This is a genomic window from Corynebacterium pseudogenitalium (genome assembly GCF_024453815.1).
Lineage (GTDB): Bacteria > Actinomycetota > Actinomycetes > Mycobacteriales > Mycobacteriaceae > Corynebacterium > Corynebacterium pseudogenitalium.
The window spans coordinates 2,330,485-2,354,571 of the sequence record NZ_CP072934.1 but is presented as its reverse complement, the minus strand read 5'-3'; the positions used below and the strand labels follow the sequence as shown (position 1 = coordinate 2,354,571).

The window sequence follows — 24,087 nt, the reverse complement described above, 5'->3', positions numbered from 1 at the left end:
ACACCCCGCGCTCTGGTTTACAACATGTTCAGTGCTTAGTTGGAGCCCTTTTCGGCCTTCCAGTCCTCGCTGAACTTAGCGACGACGTCTGCCCATTCCATGTTGCCGGATGCGTACTGGGCGAGGTTGCCGCCGAAGTCATCCTTGAACTGCTGGGATGGGAAGAACTGGAAGTCCCATGGCAGGGTGGTCAGCTCGGTGTTGGAGATTGCCTCCTGCACCTGGCGTGCCAGTGGGTCTGCCGGGACGTCGGTCTCCGTGTAGTTCTTGAACGGCGCGATGAAGCCGAGGTCCTCGATGACGTGCTTCTTGCCTGCCTCGGAGGTGAACAGCCAGTTCAGGAAGTCCTTGGTGGCCTGCTGGTCCTCTTCTGGAGCCTTGGCGTTGATGGCGAGGTAGTTCTCGGTGCCGACGTTGATGCCGGTCTTCTCCTCATCTGGGAGGCCCATGTACATCGGGAGGAACTTGATCTTGTCTTCCTTCACGACGTTGCCGTTCACGTCGGCGATCTGCGACCATGCCCAGTTACCGTTCTGGACGAAGGCTGCCTGGCCGAGTGCGAACTCTGCCATGGAGTCGGACACTGCCTTGGACGGTGCCAGGGTCGGCGCGACGGTGGAGTTGTTCAGGTACAGGTCAAAGAGGTTCTTGAACTCCTTGTTGTACTTGAAGGTGACGTCCTCTGCGTCGGTGGTGCCGAGGTCCTCGAACTCGAAGTGCATTGGGCCGTTGGCCAGGTGGGTCTGCCAGCGCCAGTCCTCACCGCTGGTGAGGGAGGTGGAGGCGAAGGTGCCGTCGATGCCGAGCTCGTCCTTCTTTGCCTGCATGTCTTCGGCGAGCTTCTTCAGGGATTCGAAGTTCTTGACTTCGTCCATGGAGGCGACTGCCGGGTTTGGCAGTGCGAAGTACTTGTCAGTGATTTCCTCGTTGTAGATGATGCCGAAGCCTTCAACCGCGAACGGGATGCCTCGGACGGTGCCGTCTTCCGCGGTGAGCGGGGTGACGTCCTCGTTGAGGTCCTGCGCGAGGGAGAAGTCGGACAGGTCTGCGGTGTAGTCCTTCCAGGTCTTGAAGCCGGTTGGGCCGTTCATCTGGAAGAGCGTCGGAGCGTCGGACTTGCCGACCTCGGTGCGCAGGGTCTGCTCGTAGTTGCCGGATGCCGCGGTGACGACCTTGACTGGGACGCCAGTTTCTGCGGTGTACTCTTCGGCGATTGCTTGGTAGGTCGCGTCCTGCTCAGGCTTGAAGTTGAGGAAGTAGACGTTCGGACCTTCGGTGTCGCCACCGCCGCCACAGGCGACGAGGGCGGATGCTGCCAGTGCTGCGACAGCGGTTGAGGCAAAAGCTCGCGTGAATTTCTTCATGGGCCATCCTTCATGTGTAGCCGTGCTCCTTGCCAGCGTTACCCGATGCGGTTCACGGCGCGTTATAAGGTACTACCTCAGCATAGTGACCATTTATGGAGCACGGCAAACATTATGGCCCGCGTCACATCTCCGGGGGTAATTTATAGACGATTGCTTCGTCCGGATGCCCCGGCAGCACATGATCGAAATAGGACTGCGCCGCCTCGGCCAAGGTGACGTAGCGTTGGTCGTTTTGGCTCATGAACCAGCGGTGATCCAGGATTTCGTGGAAAATCTGCGCGGGTTCGAGCTTCTCGCGCAGCTGCGGCGGGATGAGTTCCACGATGGGTTCGTAGTTCTTTACCATCCAGCGGTGCGCGACGGCTTCGAGGGGGAGTTTGCCGCCGTAGCGCACGGCGCGGTACACCTCCATCTCGCCGAGGAGGCGCTGCGCCTGCCGGTCCTGCACCTCCAGCCCGGTGAGCCGCAGCAGTTTTTTCTGGTAGAAGCCTGTGGAGAACACGGCGGGCTCGATGATCACCCGGTAGGTGTCTTCCCCGTCGTGTTCGATCTCGACTTCGCCGACGTCGAAGCCCAGCTCATTAATCTTTGCGACGCGCCCAGCGATCGCCCCGAACGCGTCACCTTCGACGATGAGCTCCCCTGTCATCAGGTCCCACAGTTCGTTGTAGGTGGAGGCGATGTCGTTGCCAAGGGTGATGACGTCGACGTCCTCGCTGAGGTAGCCGCCTGCCTGCAGGTCCATCATCTCGCCAATGATATTGACGCGGGCGACGTCGACGTCGTAGAGGCGTCGACCGTCGGAGATGGGGTCGTGGAATTCGCCGGTTTCGGCGTCGACGAGGTAGGCGGAGAACTGGTCGGCGTCGCGCCGGAACAGGGTGTTGGACAGGGAGACGTCGCCCCAGTAGAAGTGGAGCAGGTGCAGGCGCACCAGCAGCACCGCCAGGGCGCGCACCAGCTTGTTGATGGTGTCGACGGTGATGTCGCGGGAGAACACGTCGCGGTACGGGAGTGAGAACCGCAGGTGCTCCGTGACCAGGCAGGGGGTGAGTTCCTCGCCGTTTTCGTCGACGCGGTGCGTGATGACGGCCACGGGGACGACGCAGGGGGCGTCGAGCTCTTGAAGCCTCCGGAGCATGTTGTACTCGTGGTAGGCGACTTCCCCGCCGATTTCCTTGACTGCGAAGACCAGCCCGTCAGCCTCGATGAGGCGCACCGTGTGGCGCGAAATGCCGCGGGGCAGCGCCGCGAGGAGGTCGGAGGACCAGTCCTCGAGTGGCTGCGCCCACGGCATTTTCAGCAACGTCGGTGCGTAGACGGGCGAGACAACGCTGAGTTTCTCGCGCAATGTGTGTCCTTAGATCCGCTGGCCAGTTGCCTTGCTAAATACGTGGAGTCCACCGTCAACGATCTGGACGTGGACGACGTCGCCCTTCATCACGCCGGACAGTGGCGCGGTGCGCACCACGATCTGGCCGGAGGTCTCCTCCTCGAGGCCCTCTTCCTTCCAGCCACCGCCTGCGAGGTGGCCGTACAGGTAGGAGTCGGAGCCGAGCTCCTCCACGAAGTCGATCTCGACCGGGATGGAGTGCTTCGCGGTCTCGTCGACGACCTGCAGGGACTCTGGGCGGAAGCCGAGGATGACCTGGCCGTCGTCTTCCACGGTGAGGTGGGAGATGTGCTCGTCGGAAAGTGGGATGGAGGCGCGGCCGAGCTTGGCCACCTTTTCGGTCAGGTCGACGTCGAAGGTAGACAGGTTCATGGCTGGGGAGCCGATGAAGCCTGCGACGAAGACGTTGTTCGGGTGATCGTAGAGCTCACGCGGGGTGCCTACCTGCTGCAGGACGCCGAAGTTCAGGACGGCGATGCGGTCGCCCATGGTGAGGGCTTCCGTCTGGTCGTGGGTGACGTACAGCGTGGTTACGCCCATGCGGCGCTGCAGGTTCGCGATCTGGGTACGGGTCTGCACACGCAGTTTCGCGTCCAGGTTGGACAGTGGCTCGTCCATAAGGAAGACCTGTGGCTTGCGCACGATGGCGCGGCCCATGGCCACGCGCTGGCGCTGACCACCGGACAGTGCCTTCGGCTTGCGGTCGAGGTACTGGGTCAGGTCGAGGGTCTTCGCGGCCTCTTCCACTCGCTTGTCGATCTCGGCCTTGTCCATGCCGGCGATCTTCAGCGCGAAGCCCATGTTCTCGCGCACGGTCATGTGCGGGTACAGGGCGTAGTTCTGGAAGACCATCGCGATGTCGCGGTCCTTCGGGCTGACGTGGGTGACGTCGCGGTCGCCGATGCGGATGTGGCCTTCGTTGGTGTCCTCGAGACCGGCGAGCATGCGCAGCGCGGTCGACTTACCGGAGCCGGACGGGCCAACGAGGACGAGGAACTCCCCGTCCGCGATTTCAAGGTTGAGCTTGTCGACACTCGGCGTGGTCGCACCCGGGTAGATGCGCGTTGCGTTGTCGTAAGTTACTGATGCCATGTGGTCCTCCATCGGCAGGTACGTGCCGAACGTTCCGTAGTGGGGATAAGGTACTCCCTTAACCTACCATCTAGAATCACAAGCCCATACTCGCTATGTCGCGAGTCACACTCCCGCTACCCCCGTTACATCCTCCCCCCGTACGGGGCTGAACTGCGTGACGTGTCCCCGTTTTTCAAACTTTTTTCTATTTGGAATACCCCAAGGTCAGCGCGAAATTAAGAGAAAGTTAAGAAACCTTCGTTGTCCCCTGTCTTTAAAGTTTAGGCCGATTTTCTTACGGGTATTCCCCTTTTCGCAGCTGGTTCCGTATAGTCCCAAGTAGAGAAATTCGAAGCAGAGACCCGGCACCTAGAACACGAGGTGCCGGGTTTTTCTTTGCCTTCTTAGAATTTTTTTAAGCCGCCGGTCCCTCGCCGTCCAGGATCCGCTGCGCGTCCTCGGTGCTCAGCTCGTAGTCGTAGAACGTCTTGTAGAACTGCTGCGTCTCAGCAACCAGGTCGACGTCCTCAAACTTCTCAGTGTGGAACAGCTTCGCGGCCCACAGCAGCTGCAGCGCCTCCTCCGCCGAGTAGCGGCCCCAGTTCGACGTCCCCACCGGGTTCTTCACCACGTTGCCCTGCTTCACCGCAGGCACGTTCGCCAGTGCAGGATCATTCACCAGCTTATCGACGCCCAGCTGCGCCTCCGTACCGCCCACGATGATGAAGTCCGGAGCGGCGTCGACAATGTCTTGCGGGGTGACGGTCGTGACGTCCACAACCTCCTCGATCACATTGCGAGCCCCCGTCGCTGCAATCCACTCCCCTACCAGCGAGTCCGGCCCGTCCGCCTGCGTGACGTCCTCCCCGCCAACGATGTGCAGCACCTTCGGCTTCTTCTCCCCCGGCATGCCGCCCAGGCGGTCCGCGACCATCTTCAGGTTGCGCTCCATGTAGGTCACGTACTCGGTCGCCTTCTGGTCGGCCTCCTCGGTGCCCAGCGCGTTCGCCGTAATGCGCACGGACTTCATCAGCTGCTCAAAGTCATCAAAGTCGACCCTCGCCGCCGGGATCCCCTGCGCACGTGCCGCCTCGACCTGTTCCTTCGAGGAGGTCAGGAGCATTTCTGGGTTGATTTCCTTCAGCTCTTCGACGTTGAGGCGCGTCCCGGAGGCCGGCGTCGGCAACTCAGTCACGTGCGGGTAGATCTTCGTCAGCCACGGCAGCTGCTTCGCTTCCTCAGTGGTGGCCACCAGGGTGTCCCCGCCACCAAGCATCAGCACGAACTGGTTATTCACGTCCCACGTGTCCGCCAACCGGGTCACCTGCTTCGGCACCCGCACGTCTGTGCCGTCGATGTCCGTGAGCAGGCGGGTCGTGTCCTCCTGGGTTGTTTGGGTCGTCTGCTCGGCTGTGTTTTCGGCTGTGTTTTCTGCTGAGTTTTCGGCGGTGCACCCGGTGACCAGCAGTGTTGCGGTCAACAACGTTGCGGCTACGGCGTGGTGACGCATAGGAAAAGACTCCTTCTTAGGGGTTGCGATTACGCCAGCAGTGTACCCACCGACACCCCGATGCCCGAACCCGCCCCTCCCCGCGCACCAAATTCCCTCACGCAGGTTCAACGACCTAAGCTTTTATCGACGCCACTTCCCAAAATCCAGGAATTTGGTGTCGTATCTCGGCGTGCCAGTGCCAGAAGACGCAACCTATAACATCTAGCACATTTATGAACTGCGGAAATGTGGAGGCCGGAATTCAAACATGCGTCTCTTGGCACTGAGGCCTCTGTGTACGCACCACATTCCCACCTGGCCGACCCCCGACCTGGGCTTTTGTCAACGCCGCTTCCCAAAATCCAGGAATTTGGTGTCGTATCTCGGCGTGCCAGTGCCAAACAACGCAACCGATAACCTCTAGCACATTTATGAACTGCGGAAATGTGGAGGCCGGAATTCAAACATGCGTCTCTTGGCACTGAGGCCTCTGTGTACGCACCACATTCCCACCTGGCCGACCCCCGACCTGGGCTTTTGCCAACGCCACTTCCCACCTAGGGAAAATCCAGGAATTTGGTGCGGGGCCGGGGCCTGCCTGCAAGGGCCTCAAACATAAAAACGCAAAGAGTGAACCCCCTGCGCTCTCGCACTCGAAAATGGGGGGGTGTTGAGTGCTCAACCGGACTCGGGGGGAATCCGTGGGCAGGAGGCTCGACAATTATTATAGCCAAATTTTCTCCCTTGTAAAGCCCGCGGGAAAAGAGGCAAATATTCCAAGGTAAACGCCATAATTAGGGTATCCTCATTTTTAGCAGTACGTGCGTACTGCAGTTCTTGAGTGAAAGTAGGACAACTATGCATGTAGGCAAAGAGCTGGTGCCGGTTGATGATCAGACGCAGGGGTGGGCGTCGAAACTTCTCACGGCGAGTTGGGTGCTATTGACGATCTTTGTGGTCGTCGGTGGGCTGTTTTTCTGGGTCATGGGCGGCGTGAAGGGTGAGGACCTTGGGGCGCTGACGTGGACGATTGCCTTTTGCTCGATGATTGCGTTGATGACGATTCGTCAGTACTTGTTGGCGGAGAGGAGCTAGGGCCATGTTGATGCAAGGTATCACGTACAACACGACGATGGGACTGGTCGTCGGTGTAATTATGCTGATGGTGCCGCTGTTCATGCGTGCGTTGCAGAAAGCCGGAGACCGCTCAGTGTCTGGGTTTGGCTGGGCGTTCGTGTTCCTCGGTGCGTTTCTCGGGATGACGGGTGTGCATATGATGCTCACGTGGCCGCTGGAACAGATCGAGGGTGTGTTCTGTTGTGCGGTCGATAATGTGACGTTTGGTGAACCGGCCGCATTTTATGGTGTGATGACACTTATCGTTGGTGTTGCCGTGCTTCGCGCAGAGGATCGTGCTGACCGCGGTATTCGTGATTTGGACTGGGTGGCTACGCTCCGCCCGATTCTGTATGTGGCTGCGGTCGGTGGGTTTGGCCTGATCATGTTTGGTATCGCCGGGATGCATTTTGGTCAGTGGCGTCCACCAGAGGTTGAGCCGATTGCGCGTTTGTTGGCGGGCTCGATGCTTGAGCCGTTTATGGTGTTTACCTTGTATGTGGGTACGGGGCTTTCGGCGTTGCTTTCCCCGTTCGTGCTGACCAGCCCGGTTGCCCGGAAGGTGTTTGTGCCGGTGACGTTCATCATCGGCATGATGTGGGTGTTCCTCGGCCTGACCCTGTTTTACGGCCACGTTGGGTTCTTCCCGTGGCCGTTGCAGGGTGGCGGTGAGATGCACCCGGTGGGTGAACCGCTGTTTTAGAACGGCAGCTTCGCGGGTAGGTCGAACGGCAGTAGGTCCTTCAGTGGCCCTGCTACGACGGCCACGATGGCACCGAGAGCCGCCAGGACGCCGAGGGCGATGCCTGCGGCTTTGAGCTTGTCCTCGGTGTCGATGTCGAGGCGGGAGCTCAGGTCGGCCTTGCCGAAGGTCAGGTTGAGGTCGGCCTTGGCGTCGGATGGAGTCTCGCCGGCTTTGAGGCCGAGTGGCGTGATGCCGATGCCGTAGGTGACAGGGCGGGCCTTGGCGGCAAAGTTGGGCTGCGATGGGTCGATGGCGTTGTCGAGTTGGAAGGTGCCCAGGACCACGTCGTTGTGTTCGCGTTCGATGACCGTTCCGGATTCGATGTCGCCGGTGATGGTGGCGTTGGTGCCGGTGATAGTGATTTTGATGTCGTCGATGTCGACCTTGGGGGCGACGGTGCCGTGCAGTTTCAGTTCGCCGTCGAAGTGGAGGACGCCGTTGCCGTTGGCGTCGAGGCGGGTGTCGGCGACGTCGAGGGGGAAGGTGACCAGGTTGGCGTTCGGGTCGAAGACGGCTTGGTCCTTGGCGTAGACGCCGGCATCGGTCACCAGGTTGGCGTTCTTGTTCAGTTCCTGCAGGAGGGACTGCTTGATTGGCCAGGTGAAGGTGCCGCTGGCGACTTGGGTGGCAGCGGTGGCAGCGGTGGCTTGTGGGGCGATGAGCGTGGATGCGGCGATGGCAATTGCGGCGCCGCTAGCAAGTGCAGTGTTCTTCATACTGCGACTATCGCCCCCTGCTACCTGTTCTGTTACACGGCGTCCGCCACCGCCTTGGCGACGGCCGGTGCCACGCGGGGGTCGAGTGCTTGGGGGACGATGTTGTGGGCGGTGGGGGCGTCGATAAGTGAGGCGATGGCTTCGGAGGCGGCGAGCAGCATGGGGCGGGTGATGTGGGTGGCGCCGGCGTCGATGGCGCCGCGGAAGATGCCGGGGAACGCGAGGACGTTGTTGATCTGGTTGGGCATGTCCGAGCGCCCCGTTGCGACGACCCCTCCGTGCCGCCGCGCGACTTCCGGATCGATTTCCGGAGTGGGGTTGGCCAGCGAGAACAAGATCGGTGCCTCAGACATGAGGAGGACTTGCTCCTCGGTGATGTGGCCGCGCGAGAGGCCGATGAAGGTGTCGGCGTCGCTGAGGGCGTCGTCGACGGTGGTGTGGATATTGCGGGGGTTGGTGCGCGCGGCGAGGGACTGTTTGATGGGGGTGAGGCCGACGCGGTCAGCGTGGATAGGGCCTTGGGAGTCGAGGACGATGATGTCGCGGATGCCGGCGTGGAGCAGCATGTCGACGCATGCGATGCCCGCGGCGCCGGCGCCGGAGATGACAACGCGCAGGTCGGCGAGGGTGCGGCCGAGGACGCGCGCGGCGTTGCGTAGTGCCGCATAGATAACGACGGCGGTGCCGTGCTGGTCGTCGTGCATGACGGGGATGTTGAGGCGTTCGTCGAGGCGGCGTTCGATGTCGAAGCAGCGTGGCGCGGCGATGTCTTCGAGGTTGATGGCCGCGAAGGAGGGCGCGATTCGCACGACGGTGTCGACGATTTCGTCGACGTCCTGGGTGTCGAGGACGATCGGAAAGGAGTTCAGTCCAGCGAACTGCTGGAAGAGTTGGGCTTTGCCTTCCATGACGGGCAGCGATGCTTGGGGGCCGATGTCCCCGAGCCCGAGGACCGCGGTGCCGTCGGTGATGACGGCGACGGTGTTCCCTGCCCCCGTGTAGCGGCGTGCCTGGGCGGGGTCCTGCGCGATCGCCTCGCACACTTCCGCTACCCCCGGCGTGTAGCAGATGGCGAGATCCCGCATGGTGTTCACCTCCATCCGCGATTGGATGGAGAGCTTGCCGCCCTCGTGAGCTGCGAAGATTTCCTCGGTTGTTGGCTGTCCCTGCATGATTTCCCTTTCGTCATCCTAAAGATTGACCCCATAGTACAGCTGTGGTGCGCCCGGGTCTATGGGTTAACCCCGGTGTGTTTCACGTGAAACATGGGAAACGGGGCGGTGGACTAGACTAAGATGTCTTTAACTATGTTGTTTTTCACCCAAAAGGAGCGCAGGTGCGACGCGCAACTAAACTCGGAGCTGCAGCGCTAGCAGTAACGCTGGCGCTAGCGGGCGCCGCCGCTCCCAACGCTGCTGCGGACCTCAGTTCCGTGCGCTACACCGCCGGCGTCGTGGTGAACCAGGGTGATGTTGTTGAGGTGGGCATCACGAAGTGCCAGGTCGGCTATGTCGACGCGGCGTCGAAAACTGCGTACGTCGCGCGCCACTGCTTCTCACAGGACGCGGGAGAGATCCTGTACAAGAAGAGTCAAGCGGTGGGCTACAGCACTCGCGCCGGGCTTATCGACGCCCGCTTCAAAAACGACGACGTCATGGCCGTGCGACTGTACGAGGATATCATCGCAGGCCAGAACCTGTTTTCGGGCGATGCAATTGCCGATTACGACTCCCTCGAAGCCGACATGGAAGTGTGCGCGAACTCAGTGAAGCAACGCAAGGTTGTGTGCGGGCATATCCAGGGCGCGGGCGACGGCGTGATCAAAGTCGAGGCCGACGAGACCTTCATCCAGGGCGACTCGGGCGGGCCCGCCTGGCTCGTCGATGACTCCGGCAACCCCCTCTCATTCGTTGGCGTGATCTCGCAGACCAGCAGTACCGAAACTCCGCAGGGTAAGCCCTGGTACGAGTGGAAACTCACCTCCGTAACCGCGAAGTCCTGCCGTGCCAGCACGGAAGTTCCCACCTACACGCGCACGCAGCCCGAGTCGTGCGGGATTCACGACGACGCCCCTGGCCTCCTCGCCCCGGAAACCAGGACGCGCCCACCCGGCCAGCCCTGGATGAAGCGAGTGGCCAACGAGTTTGAGGTGTTGTCCTCGAAGATCAAGGCCGGGGAACCCCTGAGTCGGCAGCAGGAGGACATGGTCCTTGGGCTCACGCTGTCGATCGTGATCGGCATCGCAGGGCTGAGTCTCTACGCCGCGTACCTGCTGGGCGAGCCCATGATCGCGCGGTTCGTGGATGGGCTCAAGCGCTAACCCCACTCAACCGTTCGGTTGACGCAATGTTCAACCTGCTGCGCGATTACTTTCTGCGTCCGCTCCAGCACCATTGATGGTGTCAATGGATTTCCCGCCCGTGTTGGCGGTTGTAGAAGGAGTGTGCAAGGTGCAGAAGTTGTACAGGGCAGCAGTGTTGTACTTGGTGCTTGGGTTGGGCGCGGGGTTGTTCTACCGCGAGTTCACCCGCGCGAATGATTTCCCGGAGGGCCAGTTCACGCAGCTTGGTGTGACGCACACGCACTTGTTGGTGCTCGGGTTCGTCATGTCGTTGATCTTCTTGGTGTTGGAGAAGCTGTTCCAGGTTTCGCGGTCCGGCAAGCTGTTCACGTGGTTCTTCTGGGTGTACAACGTCGGCGTGCTCATGACCTCGGGCATGATGGTCTGGCACGGCATCCTCACTGTGCAGGGCAAGGAGTCCACGGCGATGATCGCGGGTATCGCGGGCTTGGGCCACATCGCGATCACGATTGCGTTGGGCCTGTTCATGGCGGCGCTCGGTCGCGCGCTCAAGTCTGTTGAGCCAGAATCAGTAAGGCGCTAGTGATGAGCGAAGTAGAGGTCACCACGCCAACGCGCCGCGATTGGATCAGCCTCGCCGTCCTCTCGGTGGGGCTCGGGGTCATCGTTCTCGACGGCACGATCGTTGGCGTGGCGTTGCCGTCGATAATTACTGACCTCGGCCTGGACCTCACCCAGGCACAGTGGGTGAACAGCCTGTACGCGGTGTTGCTCGCCGCGTTGTTGCTGTCCACGGGCAAGATTGCGGATTCGTGGGGCCGCAAGCGCGCCTTCCTCGCGGGCCTCGGGGTGTTCGTCGCGGGCAGCGTCCTCGCCGGCTTTTCGACGTCCGCCTCGACCCTCATTTCCGCCCGTGCAGTGCAAGCCGTCGGTGCTGCCCTCATCATGCCGTCAACCCTTTCGACGGTAAACGCGGTCTTCCGCGGCAAGTACCGCGCTGCCGCCTTCGGCGTGTGGGGCGCCGTGATCTCAGGCGCGGCCGCGGTCGGTCCCCTGGCCGGCGGTGCGCTGACGCAGTGGGTGTCCTGGCACTGGATCTTCCTGGTCAACGTGCCAATCGGCGTGATCGTCGCCATCGGCGCGGTGCTCACCGTCCGCGAGACCCGCAGCCCCGACAAGCTCCCCGGCATCGATGTCGACGGCGCCCAGCTCAGCGCCATCGCGTTCGGCACCCTCGTCTTCGCCATCATCGAGGCACCCGACCTTGGCTGGTGGACCCCCAAGGAGCCCCTGACCGTGTTCGGCTGGACCTGGCCCACCACCGCCCCGGTCTCCCCCGTCCCCGTGGCACTTGCGATCTCCGCCGTGGCCTTCTTCCTCTTCATCCGCTGGGAGCAGCACCGCAAACGCGTGGAACGCTCCGCGCTCCTCGACTTGGGTCTGTTCTCCTACTCCACCTTCTCCTGGGGCAACATCACCGCCGGAGCCGTCGCCATCGGCGAGTTCGCCATCATCTTCATCTTGCCGCTCTACCTTATTAATGCGCTGGGCCTGTCCGTCATGTCCGCCGGCCTGGTCCTGGCCGCGATGGCCGTCGGCGCGTTCCTCTCCGGCGCGGCCGCCCGCCACGTCGCCGCCCGCTTCGGCGCGCCGGGCACCGTCCTGATCGGCCTCGCCCTCGAGGTTGTGGGCGTCGTCATCCTCGCCCTTATCATGGGCGCCGACACCAGCGGCTGGCTCATCGCCGCCCCACTCACCCTCTACGGCCTCGGCCTGGGCTTGGCATCGGCGCAGCTCACCGGCACCGTGCTCCGGGATATTCCGGTACAGCGCTCCGGCCAGGGCTCCGCCACCCAAAGCACCGTCCGCCAAGTCGGCTCAGCCCTGGGCACCGCGGTCTCCGGCTCCGTCTTCTCGATGGCCCTCGCCATCACCCTCCCCAAGACCCTCACGGCCGCCGGCATCACCGGCCCCCTTGCCGACGCCACCTCCTCCACCACCCGCCAATCCGCCGGCTCCGCCATCACCCAACTCCGCATGGAGGGCACAGCCAGCGCATTCGGCGACCAAACCGCAGTCGTTGTGCAGGCCCTCAGCGAGGGCATGGCCGACGCCGCCCGCTGGTCCCTCCTCGCCGCCACCGCCTTCCTGGCCCTCGGGTTCGTCGGCGCGTTGCAGGTGCGTAGGGCGGCCAAGGCCGGGGCGTAGGGCCCTGCCACGTCCCCAGCTCCGCCCCGCCTTGCCCCTCCGAAAAAGTTCCCGCGCCCGGGAACGATTTCGGCTTTCAGGCCCGTTCCCGTCGACCGGCACTCGTGTTTCCGCAGGTGGCGACGCATGTCCACGAAGAAAGTTCCCGTTATTCAAAATCCGTTGGGAACTTTTCTGGTCTGCACACGAACCCGGCCTTCCTGCATCAGCTCTTCGATCAAGGTGAGGCACTCAAACATTGTGGCTGCCGAGCACCGCGCCGGTGTCCAACCTTGCCGAATCATCTTTAAGGTGATGGAGGAGTCCTTATTCCGCTGTTGGTAATCGGAGTGATGTGCGCCGTCGTACATGACGGCAATCTTCAACTCGGGAATGGCAAGGTCAAACACTGTGACAAGCTGGTCACCGACCCTCAGCGGCACTTGTTCTTCGACCGTGCAGCCGTACCGGTTGGCCAGGGCGGCAACCAGCAGGCGCATTTCAGTTTCTTTTGGTGAGTCCGCCAATACGCTGCTGTGTCGTAGCACCTTGTGCAGCCATGTGGCGTCAATTTTGTGCCTAGCTGCCTTGGCGATGCTGCTGGGTGTGATGCCCCAAAAACGTCGCACACAGTCAACTAGTTGGATACCTCTGACCTCTTCGGGGGCCAGCCCCTCTACAGTGACGGTTCTCCACAGGTGCTCACCACGTTTGACCTGCACAAGTGCCTGTATTACGGCGGTGAGTGGTGTGACCGCTTGCAGTGATACACCTCGGTGGGTGACGGTCCATGTTGCAAGTGAGATCCGCGATCGGCGGATTGTCGGACGGCAGGCCCCGGCTACGCTGGTGTGGCCGGAGGTGGTCACCAGGGTGGTGTCAGCGCCTTCGACGAGATAGGGCAAGCCGTAGAGCGCGAGTGCCGAGAATCCGGCGATGATGCTGCCGGGTTGTTCTACCGCGTGTGCGATTGCACGGACTGCTGCCGGGGCGTGATACCTGACGTTTTTGGGGTGGTAGCGCGCATTGTTTTGGACTTGCCATGGTTGCAGGCAGTGTTCGTTTTGTAGGTAGCGACGCACGCTGACCTGCTGGTATGCATGGTTTGGTGTTCGCTGTTTTTGGTGGATCAGGGGCGTGTCGAGGTCGATGGTCATGCCGTTGTAGAGAGTGTTCATACCGTTTAGACGTAAAAACGGCGTGTTCGGCTCCCTCAGTGCTTATTATTTTTCGACGCCCCTAGCCTCGCCCGCCACCCGTCGCCCGCCGAGAAAGTTCCCAACGTTTTTTGAAACCGGGGACCTTTCTTCGTGGACAGTCGTCGCGAACTGGGGAAACGTAAGTGTTGGTCGACCGGAATCGGCCCAAACCCAAAATAGTTCCCGGACGCGGGAACTATTTCAGGCCTACCCTTTCGACCACCCAGGCATGTCAATCTCCCCGTCCGTGGCCACGACCTAAGACGAAGTCCGCCTGTCTCGCTCGTATGCGATGCGCTGCCGTCGTGCCTTGCTCCACCCGGTGCGCCGTTTTGGTGCTCGCGCGTTCTCGCGCATCATGAGCGTAATGCCGTCGAAGTCTGTCGGTTTCCAGGCGTGCCGGTGCTCGCGGAACTCCATGCCTTGCTCGTTATTTGAGCTGTAGACGAGCAGTGCCCTGCCGTCTTTGCAGAGCTCGATGGTGCGGTCCCAGAGTAGGTCTCGGATGCGAGCTGATGGGGTGCCCACGAAGACACCTGGGCTGAGTTCCATGAGCCACTTTGTCAGGTCGCCGCGCAGGCCCGCCGGGCATGCGGTGACGATGAGCACCATCATTGCAGTGCCTCTTCCTCTGCCCAGTTGACGCCTGCAGAGATGACTTCCAATTCGCTCCACAGCATCAGTTCGACATCGCTGTAGAGTTCTTCTTCGGGTACGTCCATGACGTATTGGAGGTCTTTGACCATGCGCTGCATCAGTCGCTTTTCGACGACAGCGTCGCGCACCTTCCGTCGCACCTCGATATGCGGTTTCCCTTTCGCTTCAGCTACTGCGTCGAACGCGGCGGGGATGGCGATCTCGGCTTTGTACAGGTCGGCGATGTCGTAGACGAACGCGCGGTCTGTTCCGGTGTGGACAACTCCGAGTGCGGGAACGAACCCAAGCCCGGCAATGACTGCGTGAGCAATGCCGTAGAGCGCTGCGCTTGCCGCAGTGAGCGCTTGGTTGATGGGTGTGCCGGAGTCGAAGTCGTGCGGGTCGTAGCTTCGTCGGTCCCAGTACACGCCGGTTCGTTCGGCTTCGGCGGCGTAGACACGTTTCATGCGGGAGCCTTCCCTGCCGCGCAGCTGCGCCATGGTGAGAGTGGACACGTCCTCTCCCGGGAATCTGAGGCTGTACATTTTCCGGGCGCAGTCAAGCCGTTTGCGCTGGTGCGTTACGACTTCCGCTTGGAGCAGCGCCATCCGCGATGACTTCGCGGGTGGGCGGCCGGAGGCGTAGTACCGGACACCGCGCTCGCCGACCCAAACTGTGCTGGTGCCTGCGTCGCCGAGGAGTGCCATCGCGGCGTAGGTGATCCGGGTTCCGGGGCCGAGCAGGAGCACCGCAAGTTGTGTCGCGGGGACGTGTGCGGTGCCGCGTTGGTCGGTGATCGTCAACGCGTTGCCGTCACGGTTGACCACGCACCGTTCCGCGTAAAGGAAGGACAGCCGATCACTCATTCGCGCGAGTGCACGGCGAGTGATCGGCAGTTCATGAGGCGTTGGCATCTCAGCACCTATTTGGTGGGATCGGCCAGCGTCAGGAGGCCACAACCGTAGCCGCGACCACGTCCGATGCCTTGGGTGAGGGTGCGTCGAAAAGCTTCGACGTCAGTGACTTCCAGGACTCCGGAAAAGCGGGCCTTGGCAATCCGGACGGGCCTGCCTTTGGTACCGTCGGCTTTCTTCCGGTGGAACACGTCGGTCCAGCTTTGGATGACTGTCGGTGCTTCAAACGCATCCCAGCGTGCGCGCTCTTCGTCGCTGACCTCGTCATCGAGTCCTGGTGCGAGCGCAAACCCATGCGCGAGTGACTTTTTACGCAGCCAAGCCAGCTGGTGACGCGGGGAAACGTGCGCCTTGACTTTGCCTCGTTTACCCTGCTGAAACTCGCTATACGTTGGGTTGGCGACAAGTTCGAACCGCCAGCGCTGCCCTTTCATGATGCTGTCGAGGAAGCGGTTGTAGTCGGCGATCTTCGCCGGCCGGGTATCCCACCCTGCCTGTTCCACGATGGAGTCAGCGGTCGGTTTTTCGGGCCCCACAATGTAGAGCACGTGGGTGTGCTCGTGGCTATCGACGCGCCACAGCACCCGGCCTGCAGTCTCATCGAGATCCGGCGGGAACGCACTGCGTACGGCGGCGTGCATCGCTTGGGAGTCGGTGAGCAGTCTCCTGCCTTGGCGTCGGGCAGGGTTAATGAGGATCCTTGTGAATGTATTGCTCATGCCTTGATCACCGTTTCGAAGAAAACGTCACTGTCCACCAGCGATTCAGTTCCATCCGGATTATCGATAGCGACGTCCTCTACGCGCAGAACGTCACGCCACCCGTAGCGTCGGTGCTGCGGGTCGAAGCTTATGGGCACGTCCTGTCGCCGGACTCCGCCTTGTTCTTCCTCGTCCGCATCCCGGTAGAGTGCCAAGTTGACGTGTTTTGGCGCTTCGCGCTTGTGTTGGGCTGTTGCGTACCATGTCGGATGCTCGCGCAGCGCAGTTTCCGCGTCGGTGTCGACGATGCCGATCACTAGCCCTGGGTGGACTGGGCATGACCTTCGGCCCATGAAGAGTGGGAATGCGGGAGCGCGTAGTGCTTCCGCGATGCCCTCTAGCAGTGCGCGGTCGTCCGATTCGACGGCTACTACGAACGCAGCGTCGCTGAGGAAGTATCGGGTGATGAGCTCCGCGGATGCGTTCGGGTCGGTAAGCCAGGGCTGGGCCGTCTGGTAGTCACGCAGTAGGCTGCCTGATTGGTCAACGCGCACTCCGAGCCGGAGGCGAGTGAGGTCTTCGACTGGGTCCGTTCGTCGACGCCCCTGCGCTGCAGCGATGAGGCCGATGATGCCCGATTTCGTCGGTGTGAGCGCAGTAGCACGTATTTTGTGCCGAGACTCATCACCCCATGACTGTAGGGGCCCTTTCAGTAGGAGGAGTAGGGAGGAACTCATGCGTCATCACCTAGTGCGGTGGCAACGTCGGCTGCGACGCGTTCGCCCAGCTCCTTCAGTGTTACGCGCTCTGCGAGGCCGTCGAATGGCGCGGCAATATCGCCGAGACCGAGGACGTACTGGCTGGTGGGGACGAAGCCGTAGGTGTCCTGAATTGCGCGTGCCTCGTCGGCAAGACGTGCTGCTGCTACGTGGCGGCGGTCGAGTTGCTCGGTTGCAGTCACCGCGTCTTCAAAAGCAGTGACGAGGGAGACTGGGCGGGTATCGCGGACGGTGACGTAGACGAGCTCGGGGAGCGTCTGGTTGGCGAAGGTATTGATCTTGCCGGTTGGCATGGACGCGACGAATGCCTCGATGAACTGCTCAACAGCCTTAATCGTGGCGTCGGCGGACTCGAGGTTTTTCTTGAGCCCGTCGACGTTGATGGTGGCGTAGCGGTAGAGGCTGGAGGACATCATCTGTACGGTGCCGAGCATCCCTGCACCAGTTTCTTCGCCTTCTTCGGCAAGGTCGTCGACGGCGGTGTAGAAGTCGAATTCGGGCGCGGATGCGTGCACGCCGATGGCGTGCGCTACCTGGACTGCTGCGTCGACATTGAAGGATGCGTCGTCAGCAACCATTCGACCGAACATAGACATGTCCACGCTGTGGTTGGTATCCAAAATGGCAGTCGCTTCGGCCTTAGTGAACTTCTGACCGTCGCGCTCAGCAAGCTCGCGGACAGCGCGATCGATTTGCTGTGGGCTGAGGAAGATCAGGTAGGTGGTTTGTGGCCATGGGTTGTGTTCGGTGTCGTCGCCCTTCTTTGGCTTCTCTACGACGGTCTTGATCTTTACAGCGTTGAAGAGCTGCTCCGTGCGCTTGATGGCGTCTTCATCGGAGATGCCGGCAACTTTGGCGAGCTGCTTCGCGATCTTTTCTGGAAGGCGCTTGGAGCGGTCACCGATGGATTCTGGATCGAAGTGCTCGGCGAAGTACTTGCGGATTGCGCGCTTCCAGGACTGGGAGGAGACGCGCTGACGTGGGACGCCGCCGAACACGGCTGTCTTAGGGGCGCCGGTATCGTCGCGGTTGATGAGTGAAGGCGGGACTGTCTGAAGTGCGTGGATATCGATGATGAGAGACATGATTGTCCTTTCGAAAAGTAGAAGTTAGCGGATTGCGTTGTCGAGTTCTTGTGCTTCTGCCTGGGCAGAGGGCCGGAGTGTTCCGATGGCGAAGTCTCTACCCCACCGCAGCAAAACGCCGTCCCGGTACTTTGGGTTTTGGAGCGATCGGAGATCCCCGGCGAATTGCCCGTAATCAAACGGCAAGTCTTGCGAGCGAAGCAGGCTGACGAGTGAACGTAGATGGGTGATCCGTGATGGGAAATCCAGAGCAACCTGCATCGCGTCGAACCGCTGCTTTATTGAGTTGGACTCAGTTTTTCTGTAGAGCTGACCACATGCGAGTGCGAACGAATCTCCCTGCTTGTGCGCCGGTGTGCGTGCACTTTGCATGTGGACCCCGAACAGGGCGAGTGCGTAGAACGCTGCGTACTCGCTTGGGGAGGGCTTGTCAGACTTTCCCAGTTCTTGATCACTGAGTTCCGGTTGCAGCAGCATGAGCACGTCTTGGAGTGCGAGCGGGTTATGCTCCAATCCTATTGAGGCATATTTGCGCAGGTCGGCAAGCGATCCGCGGGCGCTAGCTCCTAGAGCGGTATGGGCTTGCTCTAGGTAGTGGTTCTGTAGCCGCGTCGCCGTTGCCCCTACTGCGGCGCGGAGGGTGGGTTTAGTCATGGTTTTCTCCCTGTTGTGATGTGCGGTCGGCGTTTCGCTGGGCAAGAAGCGGAAGGGCGTCGCGCAGCTTCCGAAGCAGCTGGTTATGGATGGATCCGGCGTTGATCACACGGCCTTTGCCGTCTTCAGTGCTATCGAGGCGGCCGATCATGGCTTTGGGTCCTGCTCCTCGGACGAGTTCCGCTGCAAGCTCGAGTGCGCTATCCCGGACGAGTTCCTGCCAGCGCACGCACTCGGAGGCTACGTCGTCGATGTTGAGATTCCGGAGCCACGTCATGAACTCGGGTTCGAGAAGGGCGTAGAGTCGGTCCACCGACTTGGTGCCGAAGCTGTACTCTCCGCCTGCCGCGACCGCGAGTTGTCCTTCAAACCAGCCGAGGCAAACCGCTGTATCGCGCACCGCCTGGGCGGCCGCGCGGACACGTTGCCGGTCGGTGGTGGAATACTCATTGTTCTGCAGCAGATAGAGGGGCAGCCCGATTTCGCCGCTGATCACGGTGCCGACAGAAGAACTCTGAGGGCCGTAAGCCATGGAGACAATGGCGATGTCGAGCAGTTCTTGCTCCCCGGTCACGTCGGCAATCTCCGCCAGATTTGCGAGTGTTGCGGGTTTGATCGGGGCCAGGTTCTTTCCGCCAAACCCGGCGTCATTTTCGCTGACAAGGAGTGCATCGATCGAGTTCCACACGGTGCGCTCTGAATCGTATGGCTTCGGGTAGTACGCGGTGAGGTCTTTCTTACTCTGATTCGGGCTGTACCGGTATGGCGTCATCGGGTCGCCGAAAACATTCTTTCCTGCGTCTGGGATGCGGTCACCATTGCAGACGAGCACTCTGGTGACGCGGTCTCCCTCTGGGAAGAGCCGGATGCGTCGGGTTTGCCAGGTTGCCAAGTCAGCAGGGCCGTTCGGCATCACGCCTTCCTTGGGCGCACTGGGGTCGAACAATCGCTGGTTAGCGGTATCGGGGTCGCGTTCCCAGGCCGGTAAATCTCCGGTGGCCGTCGGGTCTACTGCTTCCTTTACCGTATTGAGCACCAGTGTTTCTTGCAGTGTGTCGCCGCGTACGACCGTTCCGCCGGTCATGCCAGCCCACCCGGTCCCGATCGGGTAGCCTTTGCCACCTGAGGCGCGCGGGTCATCTGCAGCGCCAGATTTGATACCGGAGTAATCGTAGGCGTGCTGGTGGATCAGCCACCTGGCTGCCTCCGGGAACGAAATGGAGGCGCGCCCTGCGCCGGTGCGCATGGTGAAGAAATCTGCTTCGGCGTCTGGGAGAATCCGCGAGATGGGTGAGTTTGAATTCTTGCTGGTATGCAGGTTTGCGACCTGCATGAACGGCACTTCATCGTCGATCAGATTGAAGCGGTGTTCGTATTCTTTCAGATAAGCAAGAACGATGTCATCGCGCTGGTGCTGTCTCGCCTGGTTGCGCTGTTCCTGGAACCACGACTCCCAGCGGAAACCTCGGCTTCGTCGGCCGGTGGGTACTGAACTCTTGAGGTGATGGTGGTGCGCTCGCCAGTAAATGGCAAGCAGCACTCGGAGCACCGCGTAGTCCTGTGTCGGTGAGTCGCCAACGACGCTGAGTGGCTGCTCGGTGCCGTCGAAAATTTGCTGCAAGCTGAGGACTTTGTCGCCGTCAGTCGTTGTGGTGCAGATCCACGGTTCATGTACGAGGTTGAATGTCACGTTCATCACTCCTTTCTCTCATTGTTGTGCGTATGACTACAGCGTAGCGGTGGAGGGGACACCACTACTCACCCCTTTCGAACGAGACTTCGATTCCGAGCTCGCTGCTGTAGCGAACGAGGAATCGGCCGATCCTTGTTTCGCCGTCCTCGTCGAGGGGAAGTGCGAGTTGGCCGTTGAGTAGGTAGTGCTTACTCCAGGTGACAGGGGTATTTTCCTCGAGCGCATCCATGACGATGTTGAAGTCGCTCTCGTATCGCGTCAGGCGCGCCGGGAGTCGCACAGTGCTTGATGCGAGTTGGAATGCCGTCTGATAGTCAGGCTCGGCGTCGGCAAGTACTTCCTTATCGACGCCCCATAGCCGGTACCCGTAGTCAGTCTCGATGATGGGTATCACTTCGACAGTGGGCTCCGCGTCGCGAACCTGCGCGGCGCCGGCTTCTTCCCTGTCCAGGTTCAGCACGGCCTTACTGTCCTTGAAGAATTCATTGAGTCGAGTCGAGCAGAACGGGGATGGAGTCCGGAAAGACTTCGAGCGTTCTCGCGCGTTATGCTGCCTTAGTTGGCTTACTCCAGCGGCTTCATCCCAGATTTGCTGCATCTCGTCGGGCACTACGGTCGTGTCCAGGTCATATGTTGACTGGACGAGTTCTTCGATGTCGTCTGGCCGATGGAACGTCGTGGGCAGATGGAGCAGGGTGGAAAGAAGAATCTGGGGGTCATAAATAGCCTTCGCACCACCGTCGAATTCAGGAGTCGGCAGGGGCGAGAGCACGCCGCGAATAAAGATCTTCGGATCCTGTAGTTGAGGTGGACGGTCATCAACCGGGCGGCTGTGACGCTGTAGTCGGCCAGCGCGTTGTACTGCCAGGTCCATCGGCGCGATGTCGGTGATCAGTACGTCGGCGTCGATATCCAGACTCTGCTCGGCGACCTGGGTTGCAACAACAACTTTGCGGTATGGGCGACCTGCGCCGCGCCGCGCGTGCGGGCCGAGTTGTTCCCGGAGCTCGTCTTCCTTTTGGGATCGTTCCCAGGCGATGAAGCCGGCATGGTGCAGTTCGATGTCATCCGCGTACTGGGTTTTGAGCTCCCGGTACGCATCTTGGGCGCGGGCAATGGTGTTGCAGATGATAAGGGCGCAGCCGCCGTCGATAAGCAGGTTGTCGAGCGTGCCTCGAAGAGTGTCGAGTGAGTCGTCGATGTGCTCGATGGTGGCCACCATGTTGGTTGGATTTGGGGGTGGCGTGATGTACGTCGTCGCAGACTCATCGGCGACCGTAATCAGCGGGTAGCCGTGTGGTGCTTCCTCGGGAGCCACCCCGGTGTACGCTTCGACGAGCGAGGCCCGTCGCTGGGCTGGCAGCGTCGCAGACATCATAATGACGCTCGCGCCGTAGTACGCAAGCCACTCAAGTGTGGTTTCGAGGTATTCGGAAGTGTAGGCGTCATAGGCATGAACCTCGTCGAAAATGATGACCTTTCCTGCTAGCGCGGCGTGACGCAGCATCGAAAAGCGTTGCATGAGCGACATCATTAAGACTTGGTCAATAGTGCCAACGACAATATTGGAGAGGAGGCCGCGACGTCTCCCCCGCATCCAGCTGCTCGCGATCACATCACCGCGGTTCGACGTTTCGTCTTCGGCGATTCCGCGCGGCAGACTCATTGCTGCCCGTGACAGCTGGTTTTTGGAGTGCGCGAGGTACAGCGACGTGACAGCGCCAACGCCTGAGGTGTTGCGCGCCCAGTCGATGGTTCGCTCCAGTAGCCCGTTCGCAGTGGCCATAGTGGGGGCCGCAAAGTAGATGCCCTGTGCGCCAGTCTGATCAGCGATGATGTGTGCTGCGGCAAGCGCCGCCTCAGTCTTACCGACGCCAGTCTCCGCCTCAAGGATAAACAGCGTGGGCCGGGTTGCGCGCCGGGCAGCTTCAGCGAGTGCGCGTTGCACGTTGCGCGCATTGAAGTGTTGGGGCCAGGCAAATGATGCTCGATACAGCTCGTCGATGTCGCTGATCGGTTTAGCTGGGTGCCATGGAGCCGTGAGGTCGGTCTGCGCCATCCCCGACCGCAGCCTCTCGACCTGTCCTTTATCGACGACCATCGGAAACGCCTCAGCATTCGACGCTATCCAGTCCGCAATGACCACCAAGCCAGTCAGGAACTGCGCAACCCCTGCCTCGGGGTCCTCGATCTTTCCGATTTTGTCTAGGACCGGTTGCGCGTGCAGCGTCGTCGTCATTGCGCTCACAATTTCGTCTTGAACGCCTAGCCATGCCGCTGGGTACTCCTCGAGGACAGCCTCAATAGCCGACTTCTCGTCGCCTGTCGACGCCACTCCGTGGTGAGCGTCCCCTATCGACCCAACCCATGTAGCCATCGTTCGCGGCATGCCTTGTGCTTCCAGCCAGCGCCTCAGGATGACTCCCGAACTCCTGCCGTGCGGCATCTTCGGAAGTTCATCTTTTTCGAGGTCAAGGCCAGTATCGACAATGGAATTGATGATATGCTCGTACCCGGCTCGATCTTGAAGCTGGGTCTGGAAAGCACGCGTAATTTTTCCCACGTCGTGGGTGCCAGCGAGCCAAATATAAAAAGTGCGGAGCTCCTCGACGGTGATGCCTAGATGCCCCGCGATCTCGCGTTTGATGTTATCGGCGACCCACACATCGAACACCGCAGCTGCGGAACATGCTGCATCTACGAGATGCTGGGGGACTGAAAGATGACCAGTGTCATCGCCGGACTTAGCCCAAAGTGACTGCGCCTGCGGGGAGCGCTGCGAAACCCACTTTTCGAACAGCTGAGCTGTCTCGAGCGTGCTTTCTGGCAGTTCGTGTCCGGGCCTCATGTTTAAATCCTTTTGTCGATGTTGCTTCAAGTTATAACAGTCTTTTCACATCGGTGCAACCCGTAACCCAAATGTACAAGTTAATTACAATGCCGAATGTCGTGTTTGGACGTTGTTTCCAGCGGTATTAGATTTGAAATTAGCCCCGCGGAAGCAGGGATGAGCCCTTGTAAATTTGGGGCTGATAATAATCCCCGCGTTTGCGGGGCTATGTTTCGAGAGCAAGTCGTATGTAGAATGCGGTACAGGCTCCAAAACTTGCAGCTCAGCAAGTGTCCTCCCCGCGCTCGCGGGGATGAGCCCAACATGAATCAAATCCCCCACGCGGGCCTTTTGTCCTCCCCGCGCTCGCGGGGATGAGCCCAACATGAATCAAATCCCCCACGCGGGCCTTTTGTCCTCCCCGCGCTCGCGGGGATGAGCCCGGTACCAACAGGGAAAACGAGTCAAAACCGCAGTCCTCCCCGCGCTCGCGGGGATGAGCCCCCCGCTACCAAGCAGAGCTGTACAACACGAACGTCCTCCCCGCGCTCGCGGGGATGAGCCCCGATTTGGAGGCGTTCATTGAATGCGCAAAAAGTCCTCCCCGCGCTCGCGGGGATGAGCCCCAACGCAGGAACTCCACCCCGCGCCAGGTGTCGTCCTCCCCGCGCTCGCGGGGATGAGCCCAAGCACGTGAAGCAGCCCGCGCCGTACTTCCAGTCCTCCCCGCGCTCGCGGGGATGAGCCCATGTAGGTCTGACGCACGATTGGCGTATCATCGTCCTCCCCGCGCTCGCGGGGATGAGCCCACCGAAGAAGGCCGCATCAACTTCGGCGTCGAGTCCTCCCCGCGCTCGCGGGGATGAGCCCGGGTCACCAGTCCACGCGAACATCTTGCCTAAGTCCTCCCCGCGCTCGCGGGGATGAGCCCAGCACATCATTCTGCGCGATTAGATGCTCCAAGTCCTCCCCGCGCTCGCGGGGATGAGCCCGGCGTTGTCCGCCTTGTGCGTAATGACACCGCGTCCTCCCCGCGCTCGCGGGGATGAGCCCCTAGTAACATAGAATACTAGGTGTAAGGCAAGGTCCTCCCCGCGCTCGCGGGGATGAGCCCGCGTCTTCGGCGCAGATGCTTGACGTATCCAAGTCCTCCCCGCGCTCGCGGGGATGAGCCCCACCGCGAACTCAACCCACTCAAGACGCT

20 protein-coding genes and 1 CRISPR repeat array (1 of these 21 only partly in view) are annotated in these 24,087 nt (G+C 61.0%); of the genes, 5 read left to right on the top strand and 15 right to left on the bottom strand.

What is annotated here, in order from left to right; genetic code table 11:
• Positions 1 to 35 precede the first annotated feature (35 nt).
• The 4 genes from KBP54_RS11035 to KBP54_RS11020 all read right to left on the bottom strand — a co-directional run bounded on the left by KBP54_RS11035 (position 36) and on the right by KBP54_RS11020 (position 5,344).
• Positions 36 to 1,364 (bottom strand): ABC transporter substrate-binding protein, encoded by a 1,329-nt coding sequence (locus tag KBP54_RS11035; RefSeq protein ID WP_256005792.1) that lies wholly within the window; start codon positions 1,362 to 1,364, stop codon positions 36 to 38.
• Positions 1,365 to 1,488: 124 nt separating this feature from the next.
• Positions 1,489 to 2,718, bottom strand: coding sequence for a DUF4032 domain-containing protein (locus KBP54_RS11030; protein WP_070478637.1), 1,230 nt, complete (start codon positions 2,716 to 2,718; stop codon positions 1,489 to 1,491).
• 9 nt (positions 2,719 to 2,727) lie between these two features.
• Entirely contained in the window at positions 2,728 to 3,852 is a 1,125-nt protein-coding gene (locus KBP54_RS11025; protein ID WP_070975516.1) for an ABC transporter ATP-binding protein, read from the bottom strand.
• A 397-nt stretch (positions 3,853 to 4,249) separates the two neighbouring features.
• On the bottom strand, positions 4,250 to 5,344 hold the full coding sequence (locus tag KBP54_RS11020; protein WP_256005790.1) for an ABC transporter substrate-binding protein: 1,095 nt from the start codon (positions 5,342 to 5,344) through the stop codon (positions 4,250 to 4,252).
• 840 nt (positions 5,345 to 6,184) lie between these two features.
• On the opposite strand from KBP54_RS11020, the gene KBP54_RS11015 reads away from it, so the two are divergent.
• Together KBP54_RS11015 and KBP54_RS11010 are read left to right on the top strand one after the other, a co-directional pair.
• Complete coding sequence (locus tag KBP54_RS11015) at positions 6,185 to 6,421, top strand: hypothetical protein (RefSeq protein ID WP_071573698.1); 237 nt, start codon at positions 6,185 to 6,187, stop codon at positions 6,419 to 6,421.
• 4 nt (positions 6,422 to 6,425) lie between these two features.
• On the top strand, positions 6,426 to 7,145 hold the full coding sequence (locus KBP54_RS11010; protein ID WP_256005789.1) for a DUF981 family protein: 720 nt from the start codon (positions 6,426 to 6,428) through the stop codon (positions 7,143 to 7,145).
• On the opposite strand, the gene KBP54_RS11005 is transcribed toward KBP54_RS11010, so the two are convergent.
• A complete protein-coding gene (locus KBP54_RS11005; protein ID WP_256005787.1) occupies positions 7,142 to 7,903 on the bottom strand; it encodes an HtaA domain-containing protein in 762 nt (253 codons plus the stop codon). The genes KBP54_RS11010 and KBP54_RS11005 overlap by 4 nt on opposite strands.
• A gap of 32 nt (positions 7,904 to 7,935) precedes the next feature.
• Complete coding sequence (locus KBP54_RS11000) at positions 7,936 to 9,075, bottom strand: NAD(P)-dependent malic enzyme (protein WP_256005786.1); 1,140 nt, start codon at positions 9,073 to 9,075, stop codon at positions 7,936 to 7,938.
• Positions 9,076 to 9,239: 164 nt separating this feature from the next.
• Between KBP54_RS11000 and KBP54_RS10995 the strand changes: the two genes are divergently transcribed.
• The 3 genes from KBP54_RS10995 (at position 9,240) to KBP54_RS10985 (ending at position 12,413) form a co-directional block, all read left to right on the top strand.
• Positions 9,240 to 10,223: a hypothetical protein gene (locus KBP54_RS10995; protein ID WP_256005784.1), complete on the top strand. Its 984-nt coding sequence runs from the start codon at positions 9,240 to 9,242 to the stop codon at positions 10,221 to 10,223.
• Between the two features lie 130 nt (positions 10,224 to 10,353).
• Positions 10,354 to 10,788, top strand: coding sequence for a DUF2871 domain-containing protein (locus KBP54_RS10990; RefSeq protein ID WP_256005782.1), 435 nt, complete (start codon positions 10,354 to 10,356; stop codon positions 10,786 to 10,788).
• Positions 10,789 to 10,790: 2 nt separating this feature from the next.
• Positions 10,791 to 12,413 carry an MFS transporter gene (locus KBP54_RS10985; protein ID WP_256005781.1) on the top strand — a complete coding sequence of 541 codons (1,623 nt, stop codon included), beginning with the start codon at positions 10,791 to 10,793 and terminating at the stop codon, positions 12,411 to 12,413.
• A 152-nt stretch (positions 12,414 to 12,565) separates the two neighbouring features.
• Here the strand turns inward: KBP54_RS10985 and KBP54_RS10980 are convergent, their stop codons facing one another.
• The 9 genes from KBP54_RS10980 to KBP54_RS10940 all read right to left on the bottom strand — a co-directional run bounded on the left by KBP54_RS10980 (position 12,566) and on the right by KBP54_RS10940 (position 22,901).
• Positions 12,566 to 13,570: a hypothetical protein gene (locus KBP54_RS10980; RefSeq protein ID WP_070361633.1), complete on the bottom strand. Its 1,005-nt coding sequence runs from the start codon at positions 13,568 to 13,570 to the stop codon at positions 12,566 to 12,568.
• 279 nt (positions 13,571 to 13,849) lie between these two features.
• On the bottom strand, positions 13,850 to 14,206 hold the full coding sequence (gene cas2e, locus KBP54_RS10975) for a type I-E CRISPR-associated endoribonuclease Cas2e (protein ID WP_070361634.1): 357 nt from the start codon (positions 14,204 to 14,206) through the stop codon (positions 13,850 to 13,852).
• Positions 14,203 to 15,141 carry a type I-E CRISPR-associated endonuclease Cas1e gene (cas1e, locus tag KBP54_RS10970; protein ID WP_070975425.1) on the bottom strand — a complete coding sequence of 313 codons (939 nt, stop codon included), beginning with the start codon at positions 15,139 to 15,141 and terminating at the stop codon, positions 14,203 to 14,205. The genes cas2e and cas1e overlap by 4 nt, the downstream gene beginning before the upstream one ends.
• Before the next feature lie 8 nt (positions 15,142 to 15,149).
• On the bottom strand, positions 15,150 to 15,860 hold the full coding sequence (gene cas6e / locus KBP54_RS10965; RefSeq protein WP_070975424.1) for a type I-E CRISPR-associated protein Cas6/Cse3/CasE: 711 nt from the start codon (positions 15,858 to 15,860) through the stop codon (positions 15,150 to 15,152).
• Positions 15,857 to 16,579, bottom strand: a complete 723-nt coding sequence (cas5e, locus tag KBP54_RS10960) for a type I-E CRISPR-associated protein Cas5/CasD (RefSeq protein ID WP_070975423.1) — start codon at positions 16,577 to 16,579, stop codon at positions 15,857 to 15,859. The genes cas6e and cas5e overlap by 4 nt, the downstream gene beginning before the upstream one ends.
• Complete coding sequence (gene cas7e, locus KBP54_RS10955; RefSeq protein WP_256005778.1) at positions 16,576 to 17,706, bottom strand: type I-E CRISPR-associated protein Cas7/Cse4/CasC; 1,131 nt, start codon at positions 17,704 to 17,706, stop codon at positions 16,576 to 16,578. Before cas7e ends, cas5e begins: the two co-directional genes overlap by 4 nt.
• 24 nt (positions 17,707 to 17,730) lie before the next feature.
• On the bottom strand, positions 17,731 to 18,360 hold the full coding sequence (gene casB / locus KBP54_RS10950) for a type I-E CRISPR-associated protein Cse2/CasB (RefSeq protein ID WP_070361639.1): 630 nt from the start codon (positions 18,358 to 18,360) through the stop codon (positions 17,731 to 17,733).
• Positions 18,353 to 20,056, bottom strand: coding sequence for a type I-E CRISPR-associated protein Cse1/CasA (gene casA, locus KBP54_RS10945; RefSeq protein WP_070975421.1), 1,704 nt, complete (start codon positions 20,054 to 20,056; stop codon positions 18,353 to 18,355). Before casA ends, casB begins: the two co-directional genes overlap by 8 nt.
• A 58-nt stretch (positions 20,057 to 20,114) precedes the next feature.
• Positions 20,115 to 22,901 carry a CRISPR-associated helicase/endonuclease Cas3 gene (locus tag KBP54_RS10940; protein WP_070361641.1) on the bottom strand — a complete coding sequence of 929 codons (2,787 nt, stop codon included), beginning with the start codon at positions 22,899 to 22,901 and terminating at the stop codon, positions 20,115 to 20,117.
• Positions 22,902 to 23,175: 274 nt separating this feature from the next.
• A CRISPR array of direct repeats spans positions 23,176 to 24,087; the repeat unit is 29 nt; unit sequence GTCCTCCCCGCGCTCGCGGGGATGAGCCC; it runs 581 nt beyond the window's last position.